The following is a 22,630-nucleotide window of genomic DNA, read 5'->3' as shown; positions in this document are numbered from 1 at the left end:
GCAGCGCCGGGCAGGGGGCCGGCATGGGCGGTTCGATATGCGGACATGCTGTCCTCCGGGTGCGGAACCGGAGAACCGGGCCGCGGCGGTTTCGGTCAGGAAGGGCGCATGCCTCGGGGGCAGGCCTCTTCCGCGATCTGAAGTGGATCAGAGCGTCGGGCAGCATCGTTGCTGCGTGTCCTTGCGGACCGCTGTGACTGAAATCGCCGCGCCGTTGCGGCAGAGGCAATGTCGCCTCGATGAAACATTCTCTATCACGGAATGTTTACTGCTCTGGAGTCTTTTCCGTCGATTTTGGCTGTTTTGCCGGGTTTTGCCTGGCTGTGCCCAAGATTTCGGCAAGGCCTTGCGGTCCGGCGCAGGGATTGCGCCCGGCCGTCATGCGACCTGCCGCGTATCCTCCGCCCTGGGTGCGGCCAGCGATTTCGGATGCCGCACCAGCAGGATCGCCGGGCTCTGCACGCCGCTCGCGCGCATCGTTGCGGCCAGGCTGTCGAGCGTCGTCGCGACATGCCTTTGCCGCCCGGTCGAGACGGCGGCGACGATGTCCACCGGGCAGCTGCCGGGGGTTCCCGCCGCAATCAGGTCGGATTGCACGGCCTCGGCCTTGTCCACGGCCATGTAGAAGGCCGCAGCCGTACCCGGGCGGGCAAGGTGCGCGCGGTCTGGGTCGGCATCGCCCGGGCGGCAGGTGCCCGTGGTGATGACGAAGGTGTCGGTTTCGCCCCGTTCGGTCAGCGGGCGCCCGATGGCGGCGGCGGCGGCCGATGCGGCGGTGATGCCGGGCACGATCTCGACCTCGATCCCGGCGGCGCGGGCGGCGGCGATTTCCTCGCAGGCGCGGCCAAAGATCGACGGATCGCCGGATTTCAGCCGCACCACGCGCTTGCCCTGCGCGGCCTCGGCCACGATCAGCCGGTCGATCTTGTCCTGTGGCCAGGCGCAGGCCCCGACCTCCTTGCCGACATAGACCCGGTCGGCGTCGCGGCGGGCAAGTTCCAGGACCTCGGGATCGACCAGCCGGTCGTAGAAGATCACATCGGCCTGTTGCAGGCGGTGCACGGCGCGCAGGGTCAGCAGGTCGCGGGCGCCGGGGCCGGCGCCGACCAGCGCGATGTGGCCCTGCCGCGCGGGGGCCTGCCCGTCCGCGATGGCCGCCTTGAGCATGTCGGCGGCGGCGCGCTCGCGCCCGGCCAGATGGGCGCGAAAGGCCGCGCCGGAAAACGCCCATTCCCAGAAGCCGCGCCGGTCGGCCTGGGGGATGCTCTGAGCCACGGCGTCGCGCAGCCGCCCGGCCAGGGCGACAAATCCGCCAAGGCGGGGGGGCAACATGGTCTCGATCTCGGTCTTGATGGCGCGGCCCAGCACGGGCGCCGCCCCCTCGGTCCCGATGGCGACAACCAGCGGGTCGCGGTCGACGATCGAGGGGGTGAAGGCATCGCAGAGCTCGGGCCGGTCGATCACGTTGACCACCGCCCCAGCGGCACGGGCGCGGTGGGCGAGCAGGGCGTCGCGGCCCTCGTCGCCGGTGGCGATGAAGACCAGCGCGGCCTGGGCAAAGGTGTCGTCCTGCAGCGCGGTCACGTGATCGGCGCGGCCCGAGGCGACCAGCCCCTGCAGCTCGCTGTCCAGCGTCTCGGCCAGGATGGTGATCCGCGCCTCGGTCTTGAGGATCAGGCGGGCCTTGCGCGCCACCTCTTCATCGCCGCCGCAGAGCACGACACGGCGTCCGTCCATCCGCAGGAACATCGGAAAATTCTTCATGGCTGTGGTCCTCGCAAAACAAAAAAAGCCGCCGACACCCGCGCGATCTGGATCGCACGCGGTCGAGCAGCTTTGCCCATGAACCCGGTATTTGGGAATCGGCGACGCCGTTGTCGCCTCTCCGAATCCTATCTCACCCCACGGAAGCCTCGCAAGGCATACATGCGCCGCAGCGGAATATATGATGCCCCTGCATGTTTCTTGGGCGTCAGGGTGCCAGATCCCCGATCAGGACGCTGCCGTCCCACAGCCAGGCCGCCCCGTCAGGGCCGGATCCGTGATCGGGCATATCGGGCACCGTGATGTTCCGCGCGCCCGGCATCAGCGCGCCCAGACCCTCGGCCGACAGGGGCGCGGGCATGCCGGTCTCGGCCGGTTCCAGCGCCACGGCATAGGTCTGCGCGCCGTCCCCCTTGCGCCTGCCCGCAAGCCACAGGCGCAGCACCGCGCCGCTGCTGTCGTTCCGCAGGGCCAGATCCTGCGGGTGGCTGTTCCAGAACATCGGCAGTACCGGCGCGCCCGGGTCGCGGATATCGCGCAGGTCGTCCCATGCGGCCTGCAGCGCGCCGGAGAAGGTCGGCGTGGCAACCGGCGTCCAGCCGGCGGTGGCCAGCCGGGTAGTCAGCCTGTCGGTGTCGGGGGCGGTGATGACCACGCGGATCGGCAGGACATGGTCCCCGGTCAGCGTCTCGGCCACGGCGGGGAAGGCGGTCGTGCCGATCTCGGCCAGCGGATCGACAGGGCGTGCCTCCTGCGTCTGGCGCGCGGTCAGCGGCGGGTTGGCGGTGGCGACGCCATAGCCCGCGGCGGCAAGGCCCAGGGCGGCGATGGCGATGGCGCAGCCCTGCCGCCACCTCTCGACCGGGGCGGGCAGGCCGCGCGCATGGCGCAGCCATTCCGCCGCGCCCAGCCCCACGACCAGCCAGATGCCGCCCAGAAGCCAGCCGTTCAGCACGTCGGACAGGAAATGCTCGATCAGGTACAACCGGCTGCCGCCGATCAGCACGGCAAAGGCGGTGGCGAGGATCAGCGCGGTGGTCACGCCGATCAGCCGCTCGCGCCAGAGGATCACCACCAGCGTGCCCCAGAAGGCGATGGACAGGGTGGCGTGCCCCGAGGGGAAGCTGCCCGAGGTTTCGACGAAATACCCCAGCTCTGGCCGGGGGCGGTCAAAGGCGCCTTTGAGCAGTCGCACGGTCACCAGCTCTCCGCCAAGCGCGACGCAGAGCTGCAGCAGCGAGGGCCAACGCCGGGTCACGGCCAGGGCTCCGGCTGTGCCCAGGAACACGGCCAGCACCACCGGCCAGTGGCCCAGCTGGGTGATCAGCCCGAACAGGCGCAGCAGCTCCGGTGTCCAGAACACGTGGATCAGCCGGGCAAGGCGCAGGTCGGTTTCGGCCACCTGCGGCACGCTGAGGAAGTCGAAGACCGACTCGGCCCAGGCGGTGGCGAGGTAGAGCAGCACCGCGATCAAGGCTGTCAGGATCAGGCCCGAAAAGCGGTCGGTTTCGAACCGGCCGAGGATCAGGCGCGTGAGGCGGGGGTGGCGCCGCATCAGCCGGGCAGCCAGCGGATGGCCCGTGACGGCCGACAGGATCATGCGGAACCAGCGCATCAGGACCGGCAGGGCCCGCCGGATCTGCGCGGCGATCAGGTAGATGAAACCGATCAGCAGGGCGATGGCGCCCACGACCAGCGCGTCGCGGCCCAGCACCGGGCCGATGCGGGCCAGGATGTCGCCCGCGGCAAAGCCGATGGCGACATGGGCAAAGGCATAGATGATCCCGCTGGCGATGTTCCACAGGCGGAACCGGCTGGCGGGCATGCCCGTCAGGGCGGCGGCAAGGGGCACCAGCCCGGCAACAGGCCCCAGGAACCGGCCCAGGATCAGCGCCATACCGCCGTGTCGCTGAAACAGCCCCTCGGCGCGGCGAAAGGCCGGCAGGCGGGTCGGGGCCCAGCCCTGCTGGAACCGCCGGCCCGCGATCCGGCCCAGCCAGAACCCCGCCTCGCCGCCCAGGATGGCGCCGAGGGCGACGAACCACACGAGGTCGAAGAAGTCGATCCGCCCCAGCCGCACCAGGGCCCCGCCCGCATCCACGATCAGCGTCCCGGGCACCACGATGCCGGTGACGAAGAAAGATTCAAGCATCGAGGCGGCGCCGATGATCCAGTAGGCCCAGATTCCCAGGCTCTCCAGCGATGGCAGGATGTGGCTGGCCCAGCCCGACATGACGGCCCTCCGGTTTGGTTCTCTCCTGCAGATAGCGGGGCCCGGGGCCGCAGGACAGACCCGAATGGCGCAATCACGCAATCGCAACCGCGCCGGCGCGGGCAGGGGCAATCCGGTGGCGCGCGTCCGGGGCCGCCCCGGTCAGCGGGCGAAATCCGGGGGTGGCAGAACCTCTTGCAGCGTGCCGGAGGGCACCCTGGCGCGCGGCAGCGCGGGCAGCTGCGCCGCCGGCTGCGACGCCCCCGTGCCGTGCCGAGACGCCCCCCGTTGCGCCTGGGAGGGTGCCCCCGCACCCGCCCGGCGCAGGATCAGCCGCAGCCGGTTGAAGGAGTTCCGCGTGTCGTTCGCCTCTGCCTCGGCGATGAAGGCATCCAGTTCGGGCCAGGCCCGCACGGCGCGGTCCAGCTCGGGGTTCGCGCCCTCGGTATAGAGCCCGGCGCGCACGAGGATTTCGGACTTCTCGTAGGTGCCGAGCATCTGGCGGACCGCGGCGATGGTCTCGTTCTCGTCGGGTGTGGCCACGCCCGGCAGGCTGCGCGAGACCGAGCGCAGCAGGTCGATCGCCGGATAACGCCCGCGCTCGGCAATGGCGCGGTCCAGCACGACATGGCCGTCCAATACGCCGCGCAGGATGTCGGCGACCGGCTCCTCCATATCCGACCCTGCGACAAGCACGGACAGGATTGCGGTGATTGCCCCCTGCTCCGGCCCGGCCGGCCCCGCCCGTTCGCAGAGGTTCATCAGCGCATGGGCCGTCGACGGGGGATAGCCGCGCAGCGAGGGGATCTCGCCCGAGGCGGTGGCGACCTCGCGATGCGCCTCGGCAAAGCGGGTCATCGAATCGGCCAGCAGCAGCACGTCGCAACCCCGGTCGCGGAAATGCTCGGCCACGGTCATGGCGGCCTGGGCGCAGCGCCGCCGCACCAGCGGCAGGCGGTCCGAGGTCGCGGCGACCACCACCGTACGCGCCATCCCCTCGGGCCCCAGCACATCCTGGACGAAATCGCGCAGCTCGCGCCCGCGTTCGCCGATCAGGGCGATGACCACGACATCGGCCTCGATCGCGCGGGCGAAATGCGCGATCAGGCTGGATTTGCCCACGCCCGACCCGGCAAAGAGCCCGATCCGCTGGCCGCGCGCGACCGGCAGCATGGTGTTGAACACGGCCATTCCGGTTTCCAGCCGGGCGCCCAGCCCCTCACGCCCCGCAGGATCGGGCGGGGCGGCGCGCAGGAGCCTTGCCAGCCCCCCGGGGCGGATCGGGGCGCCGTCGAGCGGCAGGCCGAACGGGTCGATCACCCGGCCGATCCACGAGTCGTCCGGCGCCAGGTCCGAAGCGCCGGTCAGCACCACGCGATCCCCGCGCGAGACGCCCTGCAAATCCTCGTAGGGCATCACCATGATGTCGCTGTCGCCGATGCGCATGACCTCGCCCGCGACGCGCCTGTCGCCGGTCAGCAGCAGCACCTGATCGCCCAGCCGGGCGTGGCGGCTCAGCCCCGTGACCCGCAGGATCGACTCCTCCACCACCGCGACCCGTCCGACCTGGCGCACCGGATCCATCCGCGAAAGCGCCGCCGCCAATCCGTCAAAATCCATCCCGCTGATCCTTTTCCTGGCCTTCTGCCACGAACCATTTCTAAAGGAATCAGGGTTAAGCCTTGATTGAACGCAATCGAGGGAGAAGCCCCGATGTACCAATCGCTGGAGATATTCCGAACCTCGCAGGCCATGGCGCTGCATGCCGGAAAGCGGCAGTCGGTGATCGCGCGCAATATCGCGAATGCGGATACGCCGGGCTATCGCCGCCGGGATATTCCGGATTTCGCCGATGTGGTCCGCCCCGATCCGGCAACCCGGATGCGGGCGACCCGCGCGAGCCATCTGAACGGTGCCCTGGCCGGGCGCATGCCCGATGCCGATCTGCGTGAGATCGCGGAATCCGAACCCAACGGCAACTCCGTCTCGCTTGAGACCGAGATGATGCAGGCCGTGGCGGTGCAGCAGGCCCATGACCGGGCCCTGGCGATCTATCGCAGCGGGCTGACGCTGCTGCGCACCGCCCTCGGCCGCAGGTAGGAGGGCGCGATGAACGATCTCGGCTCATCCATTGCGGCCAGTGCCAGCGGTCTGCGCGCTCAGGCGCAGCGGATCCGGCATGTGTCGGAAAACATCGCAAATGCGGACACCCCCGGTTACCGGCGCAAGATCGTACCGTTCGAAAGCGGGATCGGCGCCGGAGAGGGTGAGGGGACGGTCAAGGTCGGTCGGGTGACGCTCGACCGGTCCGAGCTGGCGCGGATCTACGATCCGTCGCACCCCCTCGCCGATGAAGCCGGTTACCTGGACGGCTCGAACGTCGACCTGGTGATCGAAATCGCTGACGCGCGCGAAGCGCAGCGCAGCTACGAGGCGAACCTGAAGATGTTCGACCAGGCAAGGCAGATGGCCAGTTCCCTGCTGGAGCTGCTGCGCAGATAACGGAGACCCAGAATGGAATTTCCCGCATTCAACGCTGCCAGGAAATATGCAGCCGCCCGTCCCGTCACGGAACCCGTCGACGGGGCGGGCCAGGCGGGCGAGGCGCTGGCCGGCCTCGCCCGCGACTTTGCCGAAACCCTCCGCGAAGGGGAGGAGACGGCGAAACAGGCGATGCTCGGCCAGGCCGATCCGCATTCCCTGGTGCAGGCCCTGGCCCAGGCCGAACTGGCTGTCGAAACCGCGGTGACCGTCCGCGACAAGGTGGTCGAGGCCTACCAGGAAATCCTGCGGATGCCGGTCTGACGGGGCCGGACGGAGGGCAGGCGAATGGACGAAATCATCTTCTTCGACACCATGCGGCAGGGGCTCAGGGTGGCCGTGATCACCTCCCTGCCGATCCTGACCGTGGCACTGGTGGTCGGCCTCGCGATCGGCCTCTTCCAGGCCCTGACCTCGGTGCAGGAGATGACGCTGACCTTCGTGCCCAAGCTCGCCGCCATCGTCGTCGTCTTCTGGCTGTCGATGGGATTCATGACCCAGATGCTGGTGTCCTATTTCCAGGACCACCTGCTGCCCCTCGTGTCCGGAGTCTGACAGATGGAAAACGCGACCTATGCCACGCTGACCCGCCAGGCCGGCCTGCTGCGCGAAATGCAGGTGGTGGCCAACAACATCGCCAACAGCGCAACCTCCGGCTACCGGCAGGAGGGGGTGATCTTCACCGAATACGTGCAGCGCACCCGCACCGGCCCGTCGGTCTCGATGGCCTCGGCGCGGGTCGGCACGACCTCCTTCGCCCAGGGCGGCATGGTGCGCACCGGCAGCCCGCTGGACATGGCGATAGAGGGCGACGGCTTCTTCCTCGTCGAAACGCCGAATGGCGAGCGGCTGACCCGCGCGGGCAACTTCAGCACCTCGCCCGCCGGGGACCTTGTCACCAACGACGGGTTCCGGGTGCTCGACGCGGGCGGCGCGCCGCTCTTCGTGCCGCCGGATGCCAGCGGCCTGACGGTCGCGCGCGACGGCACGATCAGCGCCGACGGTCGCGTGCTGGCCCAGGTCGGCGTGGTCCGTCCGCTGGAGCCGGACCGGATGCAGCGCGAGGACGGTGTGATGTTCCGCGCCGACGCCGGCTTCGATCTGGTCGATGATCCCCGCGTCCTGCAGGGCTTCATCGAACGCGCCAATGTCGACCCGGTCAGCCAGATCGCCCGCATGATCGAGGTGCAGCGCGCCTATGAGCTGGGGCAGAGCTTCCTCGACGCCGAGGACGACAGGATACGTAACGCCTTGAAAACCTTTGGGCGTTAGACGCCGATATCAACCTGACGGAGCAGACAGATGCGTGCCTTGCACATCGCGGCAACCGGAATGGCCGCCCAGCAGATGCGGGTCGAGACCATTTCGAACAACCTCTCGAACATGTCGACCACCGGCTACAACGCCCGGCGGGCGGAATTTTCCGACCTGCACTACCAGCAATATGCCCGCGCCGGTACGGTTAGCGCCGCCAACGGCGCGGTGCTGCCCACGGGCATCCAGCTTGGCCTGGGCGTCAGGCCTTCGGCGGTTTCGATGACCGTGCAGCAGGGCTCCGTCTCGGAAACCGGCGGCGATCTCGACCTCGCGATCGAGGGGCGCGGCTATCTTGAGGTGACGCTGCCTTCGGGACAGGCGGCCTATACCCGCGACGGCGGGCTCAAGCGGACCGGCGACGGGCTGATCGTGACCTCCGACGGCTACCCCGTGTCCCCCGAAATTGTGATCCCCGAGGACGCGCGCTCGATCTCGATCAACGGCGCGGGCGAGGTCTACGCCTATTTCCAGACCGGCACCCCGGCGCAGCTGTTGGGCCAGTTCACCCTGGCCGGCTTCGCCAACCCCAAGGGGCTGGAAGCGCTCGGCTCGAACCTCTTCGCCGAGACCGAGGCCTCGGGCCCCGCCCTGCAATCCACCGCAGGAGAGGACGGGCTGGGCACGCTCCGCCAGGGCTACCTGGAGGACAGCAGCGTCGATGCCGTGCGCGAGATCACCGAGCTGATCGAGGCGCAGCGCGGCTACGAACTGAACGCCAAGGTCATCTCGGCAGCCGACCAGATGCTGGGCGCCACGACGCAGGTGCGCTGATGCGCCGGATCGTCCTTGCCCATGCCCTTGTCCATGCCCTTGTTCTTGTCCTGATCCCCCCGCCGGTCGCGGCCGAGGTCGTGGTCGCCAGCCGCACCATCCGGCCCCAGGCGATCATCGCCGCCACCGATGTCGCCCTGCGTAGCGGCGATATGCCCGGTGCCGCTGCCGCGCTGGCCGAGGTTGTGGGCCGCGAGGCGCGGATTGCAATCTATGCGGGCCGTCCCGTCATGCGTGCCGACACCGGCCCGCCTGCAGTTGTCGAACGTAATCAGCTGGTTGTGATGCACTACGTGACCGCAAGCCTGACCATTTCGGCTGACGGGCGTGCGCTCGGCCGGGCCGCGATTGGCGAGCGGGTCCGGGTGATGAACCTCGATTCACGCGCGACGGTACTTGGCACTGTCCGGCCGGACGGTTCGATCACCGTGTCACCGCAGGAGCACCCGGGATGAAACTCTACAGGCTCTTGACCCTCGGCCTGCTGGTCGCCTGCGGGCGCGAGGGGCATATCGGCAAGCCGCCGGATTTCACGCCGACGATGGAGTCGACCGAGCACAGCGCGATGCTGTTCCCGGGCCTGCCGATGTCGGCCCCGACCCACGGCGTCGCCGATGCCGCCTCGCTCTGGAGCGGCGAGCGGGCGTCGTTGCTGGGTGACCGGCGGGCGATGCGGCGCGGCGACATCATGACGGTTGTCATCGAAATCGACGAAAAGGCCGAGATCTCGAACTCCAGTTCGCGTTCCCGCGATGGCTCCGAAAGCCTGGGCGTGCCGCAGCTATTCGGCATCCCGCAGCGGCTGGACGAAGGCTTCGCTCCGGGGGCGACCAGCGCAAATGCCGTGTCGATCAACTCGTCCAGCCAGTCGACTGGCGACGGATCGGTGCGCCGCAACGAAAAACTGACCCTGCGCGTGGCCGCCACGGTGACGCAGATCCTCCCCAACGGCGTACTGGAGATTTCCGGCTCGCAGGAGGTCAGGGTGAATTTCGAGATCCGGGAACTGCTGGTCACGGGTTTTGTCCGGCCCGAGGATATCTCGCGCCAGAACGAGATCACCTATGACAAGATCGCCTCCGCCCGGGTGTCCTATGGCGGCCGCGGCCAGATCTCGGACATGCAGCAACCCAGGATCGGTCAGCAGATCCTCGACGTCATCCTGCCGTTCTGAGGGGAATCCGGATGCGCATGCTACTTCCCATTCTCCTGCTGCTGATCGGCCTGGGCGGCGGTGCCGGGGCCGGCCTGATGCTGCGCCCCGATGCCGCGCCCCATCAGGCCCAAGAGGTGGTCGAGGAGGCTGAGCCTACGGACCGCGAATACGTCAAGCTCAGCAACCAGTTCATCATCCCGGTCGTGACCGGCGAGAAGGTTTCAGCCCTGGTCGTCATCTCGCTCAGCGTCGAGGTCGGCACCGGGCAGCGCGAGCAGATTTATGCGCACGAACCCAAGCTGCGGGACGAGTTCCTGCAGGTCATGTTCGATCATGCCAACACCGGCGGGTTCAGCGGCGAGTTCACCAATTTCAGAAACATGGAAATCCTGCGGAACGGGTTGAACGAGGTGGGCCGCAGGATCATGCCCGACGTCATCTCGGACGTGCTGATCGTGGATATCGTGCGCCAGGACGTCTGACGGGCCGGGTTCCCTACACTCTAACGTGCTTCCCCCGGCCTTGTGTGTCCACCGCGGTCCCGGCCTGCGCGCATCTGTGGGTGCGGCATCACGGGGGCGCATCCCGGACCTGCGGCGCACCGCTGCGGGCAATCAGCATCAGCGCGAGCACCTCATCCGCCGTCCTTCTGGCGCGGGCCTTGGCCGCGTCGCGTCGCTCTTGGGCGTGCAGGAGCCCTGCGGCCTCCTTCTGCGCATGAGCCAGGGCCATCTTGCGTTGCGCCTGGCCCTGTGCGGCCAGGATTTGCGCCAGCTGGATCTGCAGGCTCGCCCGCCGCGTCGCCGTCCAGCCCTGCCACCGGAGGTCGGCGCCGATGGCCCGCATGGCCGGCGTCACCGCTGCGCGCAGCGTTTCGGACCGCGCCATCTCGTCGAGGTCGCGCACCATCTGCCGGGCGGCGGCCTCCCGTGCCTTCAGGGTAGAGACTTCCGCCTGGGCGGCGCGGTATCGCGCCTCGGTCGCCGATGCCAGATCGGACTTGCCGCTCATCGGCCCAGCCCGGCGCCGGACCTGGCGCGCTTGCGCATCCGGTCCGAAAACCGGATCGCAGCCGCGACCGCCCGGTAATGCGCCGGGCGAATCTCTTCGCCGACTTCGGTCGTCTCGAAGATGGCGCGTGCCGTTGGCGGATCGCTGTGGATCGGCACTCCGGCCTCTTGCGCGGTCTCCCGGATGCGGCGCGCGATCTCGTCCACGCCCTTGGCCACAACCTTCGGGGCGTCGCCTCGCATGCGGGACCACGACAGGGCGACTGCGTAATGCGTCGGGTTGACGACAACCACGTCTGCCTTGGGCACCGCCGCCATCATCTGGTTCAGCGCGAGGTCCTGGGCCCGCTGCCGCCGCCGGTTCTTGAGGTGCGGGTCGCCTTCCGCCTCCTTGTTCTCGTCGCGGAGGTCCTGATCGGACATCCGGTTGCGGCGCAGATGTTCGGCGCGCTGCCAGAAGAAATCGAGCAGCCCGATCGCTGCGGCACAGAGCGTCACGACAATCAGGAAATCGACAACGAGGCCCGCCATGACCGCGATGCCGGCGCGGGAACTTGTCTCTAGCAGGCCCAGGAATTGAGGGCTGCGCATGTGCAGGAAACCGGCCAGCACCGTGGAATAGGCAACAAGCTTGGTAAAGCTCTTGAAGAATTCGAACAGCCCGCCCCTCCCGAACTTGTTCCTGGCGTTGGCGATGGGCGAGATGCGCGACAGTTTTGGCGCCAGTTTGCTGCCGCGAAAGATCAAGCCGCGCTGTGCCAGGATCACCATCAGGACGGCCACGGCCGGGAACAGGAAAATCGGCAGGGTCGCGGCGCTTGCGGCCCAGCTCAACCTTCCGACGATGCGGGTGTCGAGGTCACCGGCACGGCCGAGGCGGGCCGGCGCGTCCAGCATGGCGGTCAGGCCATCGCCCAAATGCTGTACCGTGACCGGCCCGAGCATGGCAAAGGCCAGCAAAAGGCCCAGGTAGCCCGCGGCTGTGTTGAGGTCGGTCGACCGGGCGATTTCTCCTTTTTCCCGGGCCTTTTCGAGCTTGCGCGGCGTCGGCTCGTGGGATTTTTCGGCCGTGTCGTCCTGGTCGCTCATGGTGTCACCCCGAATGGCGACGCCAGCAGGGTGAACAGGGCGCCCTGCCAGATCGTCAGCATGGCCGGGATGGTGAGCATCAGGATCACCAACCCGCCGGCTGTGATCACCGGGGCGCCGACAAAGGCGACCATGAGTTGGGGCATCGCCTTGTTGATGACGCCGAGGGTCACGTTGTAGATGACCGAAACGACGATGAAAGGAATGGCCAGGCGAAAGGCGAGGTCGAAGGCGCCCGAGATCATCGCGATTCCCCAGTGCGCGACGTCTGTTCCCGAGGCCATGCGCCCGGCCGGCAGGATGTCGTAGGACTGCAGGATGTAATGCACCAAGGCGATATGGGCGCCCATGATCATCGCCAGGGCCAAACCGCCCAGCACCAGCGCGTGCCCGAAGGCGGGCAAGGGTTCGACCCCGGCGCCGCCAAAGACCTGGCTGAGCGACATGGCCTGAGCCGCCATGGAACCGGCGGTCTGCAGCCCGAGCAGCAGGATTCGCAGGGCCAGACCCAGCAACAGGCCGTTCAGGGTTTCGGCCAGGATATGGGCGATAGCGGGGCCCGCCTCGGGAACGGAGCCGAAATGGGGGCGGATCGCCGGTGCAAGTGCAACGGACAGGGTCAACGCCAGCAACAGGCGGACACGCACCGGCACGGATTGCTCACCCAGGCCCGGGGCCAGGCCGATCACCGGGCCGACCCGCAGGAAGACGGCGCCGAGATGGACGAGCAGCGTCAGGGGCCACTGCAGCACGTCCTGCGGAATCATGCCGCCGCCGTCCCGACAAGCGAGGGCCTCGCCTCCAGGCCGATCTCTTCGAATGCCAGAACGGGTGCCGCGATGTTGCGCGCGCTCAGCACCGTTTTCACGAACCTGCGCCGCCGGGCCGAGGTCACGATGGCCGGCGAAATGCCGACATCGCCGGCGCGGCGCAGTTCGGTTGCCACATTGTCCGCCAGGCGGTTGAACAGATCCGGCGGCAGGGCGATATCCAACGCGCCCCGGTCGCCGTCCAGTTGATAGGCGGCAAAGGTATCTTCCCAGGTCGTGTCCAGCTGGACCAGCGGGATCGTCCCGTCCGGCCGTTTCAGATCGGACACCAGCTGGAAGCCGAGGCGGTGTCGCACATATTCGCACAGCGCCTCTGGCTGCTGGGTCGTGCTGCGCCCTTCGGCGATGGCCTCGAGGATCAGGGGCATGTTGCGGATCGAAACCTGTTCCTCGAGCAGCAGGCGCAGCACCTGGTGCAACATATCCATCGGCACGCGGTCGGGTATGAACTCGTCGATCATCTTGCGGTTCGCCTCGGCCTTGCGCGGGTCGCTCAGGTTCATCATTTCCGAAAGCAGCTGCCTGAGACTGCGGAAAGACAGCAGGCGGGGGAAATTCTTCTTCACGATTTCAAGCAGATGGGTCGCAAGCACCTCAGCCGGAGATACAATGGTCGCGCCGGACAGGGCCGCGGACTCCTGGGATTCAGGCGATATCCAGCGCGCCGGGGCACCATAAACCGGTTCCTTCACGTCCTCGCCCGGAGGCAGGCCACGGGGATCCTCGGGCACCAGCAACAACATCCGGTCCGGGCGCAGCCGGGCCTGGGCAAGTTCAACGCCCTGGATGCGCACGACGTAGGTGCCCGAGGCGAGCGACGGGTCGTCGGTCAACCTCATCTCGGGCAGCACTAGGCCATAGACCCGGGCGATGTGGCTGCGCATGTTCGATATCCTGGCATCGAGGCCGGTTGCAGGGTCCAGTGCCATGCCGACAAGATCGGTTGCGAACTCGATATGGATGTCGTCTAGGTCGAGCAGATCGCCCATCGACGGATCGGCGGCTTTCTTGGCCAGGTCCGGCGTCGCGGTGTCGGACTTGGCCTGTTCGCGACGACCGCGAGATACGACATAGGCCAGCAATCCCAGGATGAGACCGCCTGCGAAGAACGGGCCGAAAGGCAGGCCTGGGACCAGGCCGAAGAGGCACATCAGCACCGCGACCGTTCCGAGCGCGCCCGGATATCGACCGAGTTGCGAGACGAGTGCCAGGTCCGTCGAGCCCGTCGCCCCGCCGCGAGCAAGCAACAGCGCCGCAGCAATCGAGATGATCACGGCGGGCACCTGCGAGACGAGCCCGTCGCCCACGGTCAGGATGGAATAGGTGGTAAACGCGTCCGCGAAGTCCATGCCGTGGACCATCACGCCCATCGTGAGTCCCATCACCAGGTTCAGGAGGGTGATCAGCAGGCCGGCTACGGCGTCGCCCTTCACGAATTTCGACGCGCCGTCGAGCGAGCCGAAGAATGTCGTTTCCTGCTGTTCCCGCTCGCGACGCGCCTTGGCTTCGGCGTGGTCGATGGCGCCCGCGGACATGTCGCTGTCGATGGCGAGCTGCTTGCCCGGCATGCCGTCGAGCGCGAATCGGGCGCTGACTTCCGCCATGCGGCCGGCGCCCTTGGTGATCACCATGAAGTTGACGATCATCAGCACGCCGAACACCACGATACCAAGGAAGACACTGCCACCCATGATAAAATCGGCAAAGCCCTGGATAACCCCGCCAGCAGCATGCGTGCCCGTATGGCCCTCGCCGATGATCAGTTTCGTCGATGAGACATTGAGCGACAGGCGGAGCATCAGGGCCGCCAGCAGGACCGTGGGGAATGCCGAGAAATCGAGCGGGCGGTCGATGAAAAGTGTGACGGTGAAGATCAGGATTGCCAGGGAAAAACTGATCGCCAGCCCGATGTCGAGAACGAAGGCCGGCATCGGAAGGATCATCATGACGATGACCGACATCAGCGCCAGGGCAAACAGCACGGTGGGCTGGAATAGGGCTCTACCGAAATTCATGTCGTTCATCTTGAATACCGGATGCCTGCGCTGGATGTGCCGGTTGAATCCATCGCACTGCCGCCGCTGCGCGACAGGAGAACCGAGCCGATACCTGCGTCTGAAACTGATGGCCAATCCCTGGCGCCGGTTGGCTGGCGGGCAACGCTACGCCTGGATTTGCCCGGTGTCGGGGGAGATGCGGCGTCATCCAGTGAGGCGTAGATGCGTGCAAATCGCCTGAGATATGGCTTGGAGAACTGCGTGTTTCGCGAATGGAACAGGCCGACACTTTCGGTCCAGTCGCCGGTTTCCCCGTGCAAGTCCCGCAGGAACCGGGCGGCATATCTTGCATTTTCGAGTGGGTCGATCATGTCCTGCAACGAGGCGAAATTATCCCGGTGCCAGCGGAAATTGATCTGGAAGCAGCCGATGTCCATGTTGGTGACGCCGGACGCCTGCTGTGCCGCGATGGAGCGTTCGAGGTCGCGAGACGTCGCAAACCACTGGCCTTTGCCACCGACATTCAGTGCCCATGGCCAGCCGCGCAATTCGCCATCCACGTTGCGCCCGGTTTCCTGCCTCGTCAGGGCCTGCATCAGCTTGGCCGGAACGCCGGTCTCATGTGCCGCGATGCTGGCTGCCCTGTCGCATTCTGCCGAGGCCATGACCGCTGCGTCAGCTTGTTCTGCGCATAGGGCAAGTGCCCAGACCAGAGACATGGTCAGGACGATTCGGCCGGGTGAGATTCCACACAGTCGCCCGGCGATTGGCCCGGTGCGGCTGCGATGCGCCATGGCGAAACCTGGAAATTGTTCGCGGATATGCAATGATATATTCATGGGCGGGGGGCAGCCTGTGGTGGGTCTGGCACCCGTGATCGAAGTCGGTTCGCGATGCCCTCGCGAAGTCCAAGCGACGTGTCCGCCAATTCCAGCCCGGTTGCGACCGTTGTCGAGACGCGACCTGGTCCCTCGGCGCGTGAAGGTGCTCGGGTGCCCTCGCCGACAGGTTGTGGTTCGGAAACACGTGTCGGCATTCTGGCCGTATCCGAATTCGGCTGATCACTCGCCACATTGTCCAGGCTGGGCGGAATGGAGCCTGTCTCGTGCTGCGTCGTTTTCAGAGGCAGGCCGGCAAGTCGATCCGTGGCTTGTTCCTGAGCGTGACCACCTGAGGCGGCCGTAAGACCGGGCATCCCCAGTTGTGCGGCTTCCCTGTTCAGGAGGGCCGAGATCTCCGCGTCCGGGTTGTCTGCAAAGATTGTCTGGAGCGCGGATATGAACCATAGCGACTGCCCCGCTTCGGCGGTCTCCAACGCGGCGGCGACAATGGGTGAAATGACATCGGCCGAGCCAAAGGAGTCGTAGAACTCCATTGCCTTGGGCAAGTCTTCGATCACTTGCCTGAGATCTCCACGCCGTGCCCTGGCCAGCATTGCCAGGTATGTCAGCCTGGATGCCTCTTCGGTTCCGCGTTCTTGCAGGGCATAGCTGTCCAGCAACTCGATTTTCTGGAGGTCGGGGTTTGCCCCGCTTTGCAACTCGCCTTCTATGTCGGCTGCCAGTGGCCCCGGTTCACTTGTAGACGCCATATGTTGCGGGACGCCTGGCGATGGCGCATGCGCATCCCTTGCCGGGGAGGTCACAGTCTGATCTGAACCTGCGGCCCTCTGTTCCATCATTCGGGACAATTGGGCGAGGCGGTCCGTCTTGCCTGAGGCAAGCAGTTCGGCGCGGAGCCTTTCGTACAGGGCATTGCGGAGCGGTCTCGCAAGGATCGCGAGGCCTGACATCAAGTCGCTGAATGTTCCCTCGTCCAAGGTTGCGATCCCGTTCCCGGCGATTGCCGACCAGACACCAAACGAAGGATCGCAGGCCAGGGACTTCAGCAATTCCTCGTTTCCTGTCATCGGTTCGCCGTCGACAATGGCCGCCAGCTGCCTCAACGCCGCTGCCTCGCGATCCGGATGCCGCAGCGTATCCAGAACCGAGATTGCCTCGATCCCGAAACCGAAATTTGCGTAGACTCGTGCGAGCGCCTTCCGCGAGGTATCGGAATCTTCGAGGTCATCCGTTACCTCGGACCTCTTTTCGGCAAGAACGTCCCGGAAATTCACATCGCTATCGAAGTGCAGGAGCGGGTTGTGAACCGGATCCCCGCAGCGCGCCGCAGCCTCGTCTGTTTCGGTGCTGTGTTCAGGCTGCGGGAGGATGGCTCGATCCAGGGGTGTCGCCGAAATCCCGCTTTCGCCTGCATGCCGGTCGTTGGGCAACGATTCCGGAACAAGAAGCCCGCGGTTCGTGGCGTCGGTCAGCCGGGCCATCAGGTCCGAGCGAAGCTCATCCAGCAACTTGTTATGCGATATCGGGGTAGCTGCGGGGGACTCGATGTCACCGTCGCCAGGGCGGTGAGGCATGGGATCCCGCACCGTTTCGCCCGCAACCTGCGTGGGGTCGCTGCGGTCCGGGAAGGTCAGTGAACGTGCACTGCGCTCTAGGCCCATCAGATGGCGCGACGCGTCGGGGCTGTCGCTGGCCACCGCAGTGCCGAAACTCAACTGGTTGGCGGCTTTCTGACCAGTTGACCCCTGGCCGATGTCGATCACCTTGACCCCGCCCTGATCGAACTCTCGCAGGATGGCACAATCGCAGGCCAGCCTGAGTTCCATCGACCTGTCCGAAGCCGTGGCAGAGGACACCCTGGCCCGTGTGATCCTGTCGAATATCCCCGATGTGTCGAAGCCCCCGGCTTCGGTCCTCCTGACGAGGATACGTCCGGAATTGGCAGTCACGCGCAACCGCTCGCCTTTGAGCAGATAGAACACGACGCGGGTAAAGCCGTCGTGGTCCCCGGTGCGGACCTCGATTGGCGCGGACATCGCGGCTTGCGGGCCGAACAGGGCCAGAAGCCATACCAGTGTCAGGGCGACAGGTTTCACGCGGCCTCCTGTTTCGTCGCCTTCAGCGCATCTTCCAGGTCGGCAAAGGTGGGGCGGCATTGCTGCGGCGTATTCTGCCGCCCCACCTCGATGCAGATGTTGGTGGAGTGATTGTGCAGGTTCGCGATCAGCACTTCGCGGATGAGATTGTAGAAATGCCGATCCTCTTCCACCACAGCCTTGACCTTGGCGGCAAACGGACCGACCAGGCCATAGGCCAGGAAAACGCCGAGGAAGGTGCCGACCAACGCCCCGCCGATCATTTTGCCAAGAATTTCAGGGGGTTGGTCAATCGAGCCCATGGTCTTGATCACGCCCAGCACCGCCGCGACGATCCCGAGGGCCGGCAGACCGTCGGCCATGGTCTGCAGCGCGTGGCTTGAGTGCAGGGCGTGGTGCAGATTGGCCTCGGCCCGTTTGTCGAGGACCTCCTCGACCTGGTGCGGGTCGTCATAGTTCATCGAGGCCGACCGCATGGTGTCGCAGATCATGCCGATGGCCTCTCCTTCGGACAGGATCTTGGGGTATTTGCTGAAAATCGAACTCTCTGCCGGCGCTTCGATATGTTCTTCGATCGCAACCGGGTTCTGGCGCACCAGCCGGATGAGTTCGAAGAGCAGGCACAACAGATCCTTGTAATCCTCGGGCTTCCATTTCGGGCCCTTGAAGACCTTGCCGACATCCTTCAGCGTGTGCTTCACGCTGCTCATGTCGTTCGAGATCAGGAAGGCCCCGACGGCCGCCCCGCCGATCATCATCAGTTCGAACGGCAGCGATTTCAGGATGATGCCAAGTTTGCCGCCGGCGAGGATATACCCGCCGAACACCATGACGAAGATGATGCCGATACCGACTATTCCGATCATTGTCCGACCTCCGAACCGCCTCGCCCCCTTGTGCCAGCCTGGGGGTTAATTTCCGGTGTCGGATCCAGTCCCGCCGCGAAAATCCGCGTTCCGTCCGGCGATGACGACGCTGATCGCATGGGCCGTCCCAGGGTCCAGCAGCGACAGGATTTCGGCGGCGGACTCGGGCGGCATGCGGGTCAAGAAACCGGCGGCGAAGTTCGGCTCCATCTCCTGGAACAGCGCGGCTGCGCTCTTGGGTTTCATGCTGGCATAGACGGCAGTCAGGCGTGCGATATCCTGTTCCGCCCCGTCCTGGGCGACGGACAGGACCTTGCGCAGAGAGGCCTCTGCGGCCTCCAGCTCGGCCAGCTTGGCCTCGATCTGCTGATCTGCCTCGGACAGGAAGACCTGCCGTTCTGCGATGGCCTTTTCGCGCGCGTCCAGTTCGGCTGTCCTTTTCTGGATCGCGGCAACCAACCGGTTGGTGGCCTCGTCCGAATGGCACACCTCGTCGCTGGCCGGCGCCACGGGCATGATGCCATCCTGGGCGGCCAGTACGGCGCCGGCCTCTCCCAGCAGGCGCAGCAATGCAGAGCCAACGAACAGAAGGGCCACGATGTTGAGCGTCCCGCGAAGACGTTTCGGCCTGCCGCCGGGCCGGTCATTGCGACGGCCTGCGAACATCCTCACCCCCTCGACCCGTTGGTGGTGCGGCGCGAGAAGACGGCCTGACTGCTGCCATTGGCCTGCGTCTCCGGCACCTGCGCCGGCAGGTCGTGCATCGACGCGACCAGCAACTCCAGCCGCCGCGCGACGTTTTCCGCCCGTTCGGTGATGTCCCCAAGCGAATCGGTTGTGCTGCCCGCACTGGCCTGGGCCGTGGAGAGCGTGCGCGAGAGTTCGTCGACCTGGCTCGACAGGGTTGCCACCGCACCGCCGATGCCACCCTGCAGGTTGTTGAACCGGTTCAGGCGGCGCGCCAGGACAAAGCAGTACAGCCCGGCGCCAAAGGCACCGGCAGCGAGCAGTATATCGGCAATCATGTCGATCAAGTCCTTCAGCTCATTACGAATTCCATGATCAACAGATCACGGACGCGGCCCGGGCCGACGACGACATCGATCCGTCGCAGCATCTGGGTGCGCAGTTTCATCAGCGACGACCGTTCCTCCAGCACGTCGAGATCGACGGCGCGAAGATAAGTGTTCAGCACGTCCATGATCCGGGGCACGAGCGTCTCGACCGCCTCTTTCTGGCTGCGGTTGACCTCGATCTGCGCGCGGAACCGCAGGTGCCGCCCGCCAGAGGCCCGGCCCATGTTGATCACCATCGGCTCCAGCGCGACATAGGCGATGTCCGGCACCGGGCCGGGCTGCGGCATCGGCGTCTCCCCGGCGCCCGCAGGGTCCGGGGCCAGCACAAGGCCGGAATAGACAGCGAAAAATCCGCCGCCACCGCCAGCGAGCGCCAGCACAAGCCCGAGGATCAGCGGCAGTTTCGACCGCTTCGGTTTCGCCTCGCCCTGGGCATCTTCTGTTTCAGACATGGTCCAGCCTCGTTCCCGGATTGGCGCAGTCCTAACCGATGGGAACTAACCGATTGTTAAGCCGGATCGGCGATTGATGGGACACCGAAGGGCAGAATGCCGGGCAGGGAGCATCACGTGCAGCAATTGTCGGAACTATGGGCCGGACTGAGTATGCGCCGCCGAATCCTGGCCTTCCTGGCGTCGGCGGGTATGTTCGTTGCCGTGCTGTTGCTGGCGCGCATGGCCTCGGCGCCGAATCTCGGTCTGCTCTATTCCGGGCTGGAGGGGACCGCGTCGGGCGAGGTCGTGGCGGCGCTGGAACAGCGCGGGGTCCCTTACGAGGTGCGCGGAGGCTCGATCTTCGTGGACGTCGCGCAGCGGGACGAACTGCGCATGGTCCTGGCGGGCGAGGGGCTGCCGCGCAACGGGGTCCAGGGGTATGAACTGCTCGATTCCCTGTCCGGGTTCGGCATCACCTCGCAGATGTTCGACGCCGCCTACTGGCGCGCGAAGGAAGGAGAGCTGGCGCGGACCATCGCGGCCTCGCCTCAGGTCCAGTCGGCGCGCGTGCATATTGCGCATTCGGGCAACCGCCCGTTTCGCAAGGATACGCCGCCAACCGCCTCGATCTTCGTCACGCCGGCAAGCGGCTCCCTGGCGCCCGCGCATGCCCGCGCGCTCAGGTATCTCGTGGCGTCGGCCGTGGCCGGCCTGATGCCGGAAAACGTGGCCGTCATGGACTCTTCGGGCGAGTTGATCGGCAATTCCGACGACACGTCCCAGGCCCCCGCGGGCGACGACATGGCGGAACGGATGCGCGACCGGGTGCAGCGTCTGCTCGAGGCGCGGGTCGGCCTGGGCAATGTCGCGGTCGAGGTCTCGGTGGAAACCGAAACGGCCAGCGAATCGATACGGGAGCGGCGGTTCGACCCGACGGAGCGCGTCGCGATCAGTACGGAGAGCGAGGAGAGGTCCAACAGCAGCCGGAATTCCGACACCGGCGGGGCGGTCACGGTGGCCTCGAACCTGCCGGACGGCGGCGCGGGCGGCGGTGGCGATTCGTCCAGCCAGGACAGCGAGACTCGGGAGCGCGTGAATTACGAGGTGTCCGCCACGGAGCGCGAGCTGATCCGCGCGCCGGGCGCTGTGCGGCGGCTGACTGTGGCGGTTCTGGTGAATGGCATCGCCGAGACCGCCGCCGACGGAACGGTGAGCACAACCCCCCGCGACGAGGCGGAACTGGCCGAGATGCGCGAACTCGTCGCCTCGGCCGTGGGTTTCGACGAGGCGAGGGGCGATGTGATCACGCTCAAGAGCATGACGTTCCAGCCGGTCGAGATGGCGGGAACACCGGCGGCCGAGGGGCTGATCGGCGGGTTGTCACTGGACGCGACGCGGCTGGTCCAGATGGCGGTGCTCGCGGCGGTCGCCCTGATCCTGGGCCTCTTCGTCGTGCGCCCGCTGCTGATGCGGCGCGCAGAGGACGTCCCCCTGCTGGCACGCGGCGCGGCCCTGCCCGGGCCGGAGGAAGCGGCGGGGGAGGCGCTGACCGGGGAAATCGACGATGGCGCATTCGAACTGCCGGACCTGCAGATCGTCTCGGGGTTCGACGGGGCGGGCATGGCCGCAATGGGCGAGGGCGGAGACACCGATCCGGTCCAGCGCCTGCGGGAGCTGATCGCCGACCGGCGTGAGGAAACGCTGGAAATCCTGCGCTTCTGGCTCGAAGACCGGGAGGAGAAGGTGTGAGCCGCATCGGGCATCTGCTTGAGGATTTCGGGTCGCCGCCCGCCATGCGCCCGGCCGCCCGCGCCGCGCCCGCGATCGACACCGAGGCGCTGCGGCTGGAGGGGTTCGACGAGGGGTATAAGGCCGGCTGGGACGACAGCCTGAAGGCGCAGTCCGAGGACCAGGACCGCATTTCGGCCGAACTGGCCCGCAACCTGCAGGACCTGTCCTTTACCTATCACGAGGCCCACGCCCATGTGCTGAAATCGACGCGCGGACTGATGGCGCAGCTGGTCGACATCGTGCTGCCCGTGATGGCGCGCGCGACGCTGGGCGAGCGGATCAAGGATCAGCTGGACGCGCTCGCCGCCGAGGCCGCGCAGAGCCGGGTGGAGATCGCCTGTACCGAGGCCGATCTGCCTGCCCTGCAGCGGCTGACCGAGGCCAATTTCGGCTTCCCGCTGGAGATCGTGGCGGATCCCGAGCAGCAGGACTGGCAGGTCGCGATCCGCCTTGGTGCGCAGGAACGGATGATCGACATGGGCCGGCTGCTGGCCGAGGTCGAGAGCGCGGTCTCGGGATTTTACGCAGATATCGAAAGAGAGGCGCAACATGGATGACGCAGCAAAGGCCGCAAAGGTCGATCGGTCGAGCCCCTTTACCGCGGTGCCGATCGAGATCACGATTTCCGTCGGGCGGGCGCGTCCGCTGATCCGGGATCTGCTGGCGATGGGCAAAGACGCGGTCCTGCCGCTGGACCGGCGCGTGGACGATCCGGTCGAGCTCTACGTCGGCGACAGGCTGATCGCGCGCGGCGAGCTGGAAGAACTCGACGGCGACCAGAAGGGACAGCTGGCCGTGAGGCTGACCGAGGTTGCAGACATCCAGGCCGGGGTCTGAT

The 22,630-nt window shown here is 66.7% G+C and carries 25 protein-coding genes; 12 read left to right on the top strand and 13 right to left on the bottom strand.

Going from position 1 to position 22,630, the window contains the following annotated elements:
- Nucleotides 1-378: 378 nt before the first annotated feature.
- The 3 genes from cysG to GLS40_RS01200 form a co-directional block, all read right to left on the bottom strand.
- Nucleotides 379-1,764, bottom strand: coding sequence for a siroheme synthase CysG (cysG, locus tag GLS40_RS01210; RefSeq protein WP_160380776.1), 1,386 nt, complete (start codon nucleotides 1,762-1,764; stop codon nucleotides 379-381).
- 208 nt (nucleotides 1,765-1,972) lie between these two features.
- A complete protein-coding gene (locus GLS40_RS01205) occupies nucleotides 1,973-3,997 on the bottom strand; it encodes a bifunctional DedA family/phosphatase PAP2 family protein (protein ID WP_160380775.1) in 2,025 nt (674 codons plus the stop codon).
- A gap of 141 nt (nucleotides 3,998-4,138) precedes the next feature.
- Entirely contained in the window at nucleotides 4,139-5,596 is a 1,458-nt protein-coding gene (locus GLS40_RS01200) for a FliI/YscN family ATPase (RefSeq protein ID WP_160380774.1), read from the bottom strand.
- A gap of 93 nt (nucleotides 5,597-5,689) precedes the next feature.
- Between GLS40_RS01200 and GLS40_RS01195 the strand changes: the two genes are divergently transcribed.
- The 9 genes from GLS40_RS01195 to GLS40_RS01155 are packed head-to-tail and all read left to right on the top strand — an operon-like array spanning nucleotide 5,690 to nucleotide 10,243.
- Nucleotides 5,690-6,076 (top strand): FlgB family protein, encoded by a 387-nt coding sequence (locus GLS40_RS01195; RefSeq protein WP_160380773.1) that lies wholly within the window; start codon nucleotides 5,690-5,692, stop codon nucleotides 6,074-6,076.
- A 9-nt stretch (nucleotides 6,077-6,085) separates the two neighbouring features.
- Nucleotides 6,086-6,478 (top strand): flagellar basal body rod protein FlgC, encoded by a 393-nt coding sequence (gene flgC, locus GLS40_RS01190; protein ID WP_160380772.1) that lies wholly within the window; start codon nucleotides 6,086-6,088, stop codon nucleotides 6,476-6,478.
- Between the two features lie 12 nt (nucleotides 6,479-6,490).
- Nucleotides 6,491-6,781: a flagellar hook-basal body complex protein FliE gene (gene fliE, locus GLS40_RS01185; RefSeq protein WP_160380771.1), complete on the top strand. Its 291-nt coding sequence runs from the start codon at nucleotides 6,491-6,493 to the stop codon at nucleotides 6,779-6,781.
- Nucleotides 6,782-6,805: 24 nt separating this feature from the next.
- Nucleotides 6,806-7,072, top strand: coding sequence for a flagellar biosynthetic protein FliQ (locus GLS40_RS01180; protein WP_160380770.1), 267 nt, complete (start codon nucleotides 6,806-6,808; stop codon nucleotides 7,070-7,072).
- Between the two features lie 3 nt (nucleotides 7,073-7,075).
- On the top strand, nucleotides 7,076-7,789 hold the full coding sequence (locus GLS40_RS01175; RefSeq protein ID WP_160380769.1) for a flagellar hook-basal body complex protein: 714 nt from the start codon (nucleotides 7,076-7,078) through the stop codon (nucleotides 7,787-7,789).
- Nucleotides 7,790-7,819: 30 nt separating this feature from the next.
- Entirely contained in the window at nucleotides 7,820-8,605 is a 786-nt protein-coding gene (flgG, locus tag GLS40_RS01170) for a flagellar basal-body rod protein FlgG (RefSeq protein ID WP_160380768.1), read from the top strand.
- Nucleotides 8,605-9,060, top strand: coding sequence for a flagellar basal body P-ring formation chaperone FlgA (gene flgA / locus GLS40_RS01165; protein WP_160380767.1), 456 nt, complete (start codon nucleotides 8,605-8,607; stop codon nucleotides 9,058-9,060). Before flgG ends, flgA begins: the two co-directional genes overlap by 1 nt.
- Nucleotides 9,057-9,779, top strand: a complete 723-nt coding sequence (flgH, locus tag GLS40_RS01160) for a flagellar basal body L-ring protein FlgH (protein ID WP_160380766.1) — start codon at nucleotides 9,057-9,059, stop codon at nucleotides 9,777-9,779. Before flgA ends, flgH begins: the two co-directional genes overlap by 4 nt.
- 17 nt (nucleotides 9,780-9,796) lie before the next feature.
- Nucleotides 9,797-10,243, top strand: a complete 447-nt coding sequence (locus tag GLS40_RS01155; RefSeq protein ID WP_328598861.1) for a flagellar basal body-associated protein FliL — start codon at nucleotides 9,797-9,799, stop codon at nucleotides 10,241-10,243.
- A gap of 88 nt (nucleotides 10,244-10,331) precedes the next feature.
- On the opposite strand, the gene GLS40_RS01150 is transcribed toward GLS40_RS01155, so the two are convergent.
- The 10 genes from GLS40_RS01150 to GLS40_RS01105 are packed head-to-tail and all read right to left on the bottom strand — an operon-like array spanning nucleotide 10,332 to nucleotide 20,019.
- A complete protein-coding gene (locus GLS40_RS01150; RefSeq protein ID WP_160380764.1) occupies nucleotides 10,332-10,772 on the bottom strand; it encodes a hypothetical protein in 441 nt (146 codons plus the stop codon).
- Nucleotides 10,769-11,860, bottom strand: coding sequence for an EscU/YscU/HrcU family type III secretion system export apparatus switch protein (locus GLS40_RS01145; protein WP_160380763.1), 1,092 nt, complete (start codon nucleotides 11,858-11,860; stop codon nucleotides 10,769-10,771). Before GLS40_RS01145 ends, GLS40_RS01150 begins: the two co-directional genes overlap by 4 nt.
- Nucleotides 11,857-12,627 (bottom strand): flagellar biosynthetic protein FliR, encoded by a 771-nt coding sequence (locus tag GLS40_RS01140; protein WP_160380762.1) that lies wholly within the window; start codon nucleotides 12,625-12,627, stop codon nucleotides 11,857-11,859. Before GLS40_RS01140 ends, GLS40_RS01145 begins: the two co-directional genes overlap by 4 nt.
- Entirely contained in the window at nucleotides 12,624-14,705 is a 2,082-nt protein-coding gene (flhA, locus tag GLS40_RS01135; protein ID WP_408003716.1) for a flagellar biosynthesis protein FlhA, read from the bottom strand. The genes GLS40_RS01140 and flhA overlap by 4 nt, the downstream gene beginning before the upstream one ends.
- Before the next feature lie 5 nt (nucleotides 14,706-14,710).
- Nucleotides 14,711-15,514, bottom strand: coding sequence for a lysozyme family protein (locus tag GLS40_RS01130; RefSeq protein ID WP_160380760.1), 804 nt, complete (start codon nucleotides 15,512-15,514; stop codon nucleotides 14,711-14,713).
- An 8-nt stretch (nucleotides 15,515-15,522) separates the two neighbouring features.
- Complete coding sequence (locus GLS40_RS01125) at nucleotides 15,523-17,625, bottom strand: hypothetical protein (RefSeq protein WP_160380759.1); 2,103 nt, start codon at nucleotides 17,623-17,625, stop codon at nucleotides 15,523-15,525.
- Nucleotides 17,622-18,491 (bottom strand): flagellar motor stator protein MotA, encoded by an 870-nt coding sequence (motA, locus tag GLS40_RS01120; protein ID WP_160380758.1) that lies wholly within the window; start codon nucleotides 18,489-18,491, stop codon nucleotides 17,622-17,624. The genes GLS40_RS01125 and motA overlap by 4 nt, the downstream gene beginning before the upstream one ends.
- Before the next feature lie 45 nt (nucleotides 18,492-18,536).
- The gene (locus GLS40_RS01115) at nucleotides 18,537-19,157 is read right to left on the bottom strand and encodes a MotE family protein (protein ID WP_160380757.1); all 621 of its coding nucleotides are present in this window, start codon (nucleotides 19,155-19,157) and stop codon (nucleotides 18,537-18,539) included.
- A gap of 2 nt (nucleotides 19,158-19,159) precedes the next feature.
- Nucleotides 19,160-19,522: a hypothetical protein gene (locus tag GLS40_RS01110; RefSeq protein WP_328598870.1), complete on the bottom strand. Its 363-nt coding sequence runs from the start codon at nucleotides 19,520-19,522 to the stop codon at nucleotides 19,160-19,162.
- A gap of 8 nt (nucleotides 19,523-19,530) precedes the next feature.
- On the bottom strand, nucleotides 19,531-20,019 hold the full coding sequence (locus GLS40_RS01105) for a flagellar basal body-associated FliL family protein (protein ID WP_160380756.1): 489 nt from the start codon (nucleotides 20,017-20,019) through the stop codon (nucleotides 19,531-19,533).
- A 96-nt stretch (nucleotides 20,020-20,115) separates the two neighbouring features.
- On the opposite strand from GLS40_RS01105, the gene fliF reads away from it, so the two are divergent.
- Genes fliF through GLS40_RS01090 form a run of 3 tightly spaced genes read left to right on the top strand, consistent with a single transcriptional unit; the run spans nucleotide 20,116 to nucleotide 22,629 of the window.
- Nucleotides 20,116-21,750, top strand: a complete 1,635-nt coding sequence (fliF, locus tag GLS40_RS01100; protein WP_202075748.1) for a flagellar basal-body MS-ring/collar protein FliF — start codon at nucleotides 20,116-20,118, stop codon at nucleotides 21,748-21,750.
- A complete protein-coding gene (locus tag GLS40_RS01095; protein ID WP_160380755.1) occupies nucleotides 21,747-22,349 on the top strand; it encodes a FliH/SctL family protein in 603 nt (200 codons plus the stop codon). Before fliF ends, GLS40_RS01095 begins: the two co-directional genes overlap by 4 nt.
- Nucleotides 22,342-22,629, top strand: a complete 288-nt coding sequence (locus GLS40_RS01090) for a FliM/FliN family flagellar motor switch protein (protein WP_160380754.1) — start codon at nucleotides 22,342-22,344, stop codon at nucleotides 22,627-22,629. The genes GLS40_RS01095 and GLS40_RS01090 overlap by 8 nt, the downstream gene beginning before the upstream one ends.
- Nucleotide 22,630 lies beyond the last annotated feature (1 nt).

Source organism: Pseudooceanicola pacificus (assembly GCF_009789075.1).
Lineage (GTDB): Bacteria > Pseudomonadota > Alphaproteobacteria > Rhodobacterales > Rhodobacteraceae > Pseudooceanicola > Pseudooceanicola pacificus.
The sequence above is the reverse complement of the archived record's forward strand: the minus strand, read 5'-3'. Positions and strand labels throughout refer to the sequence as shown.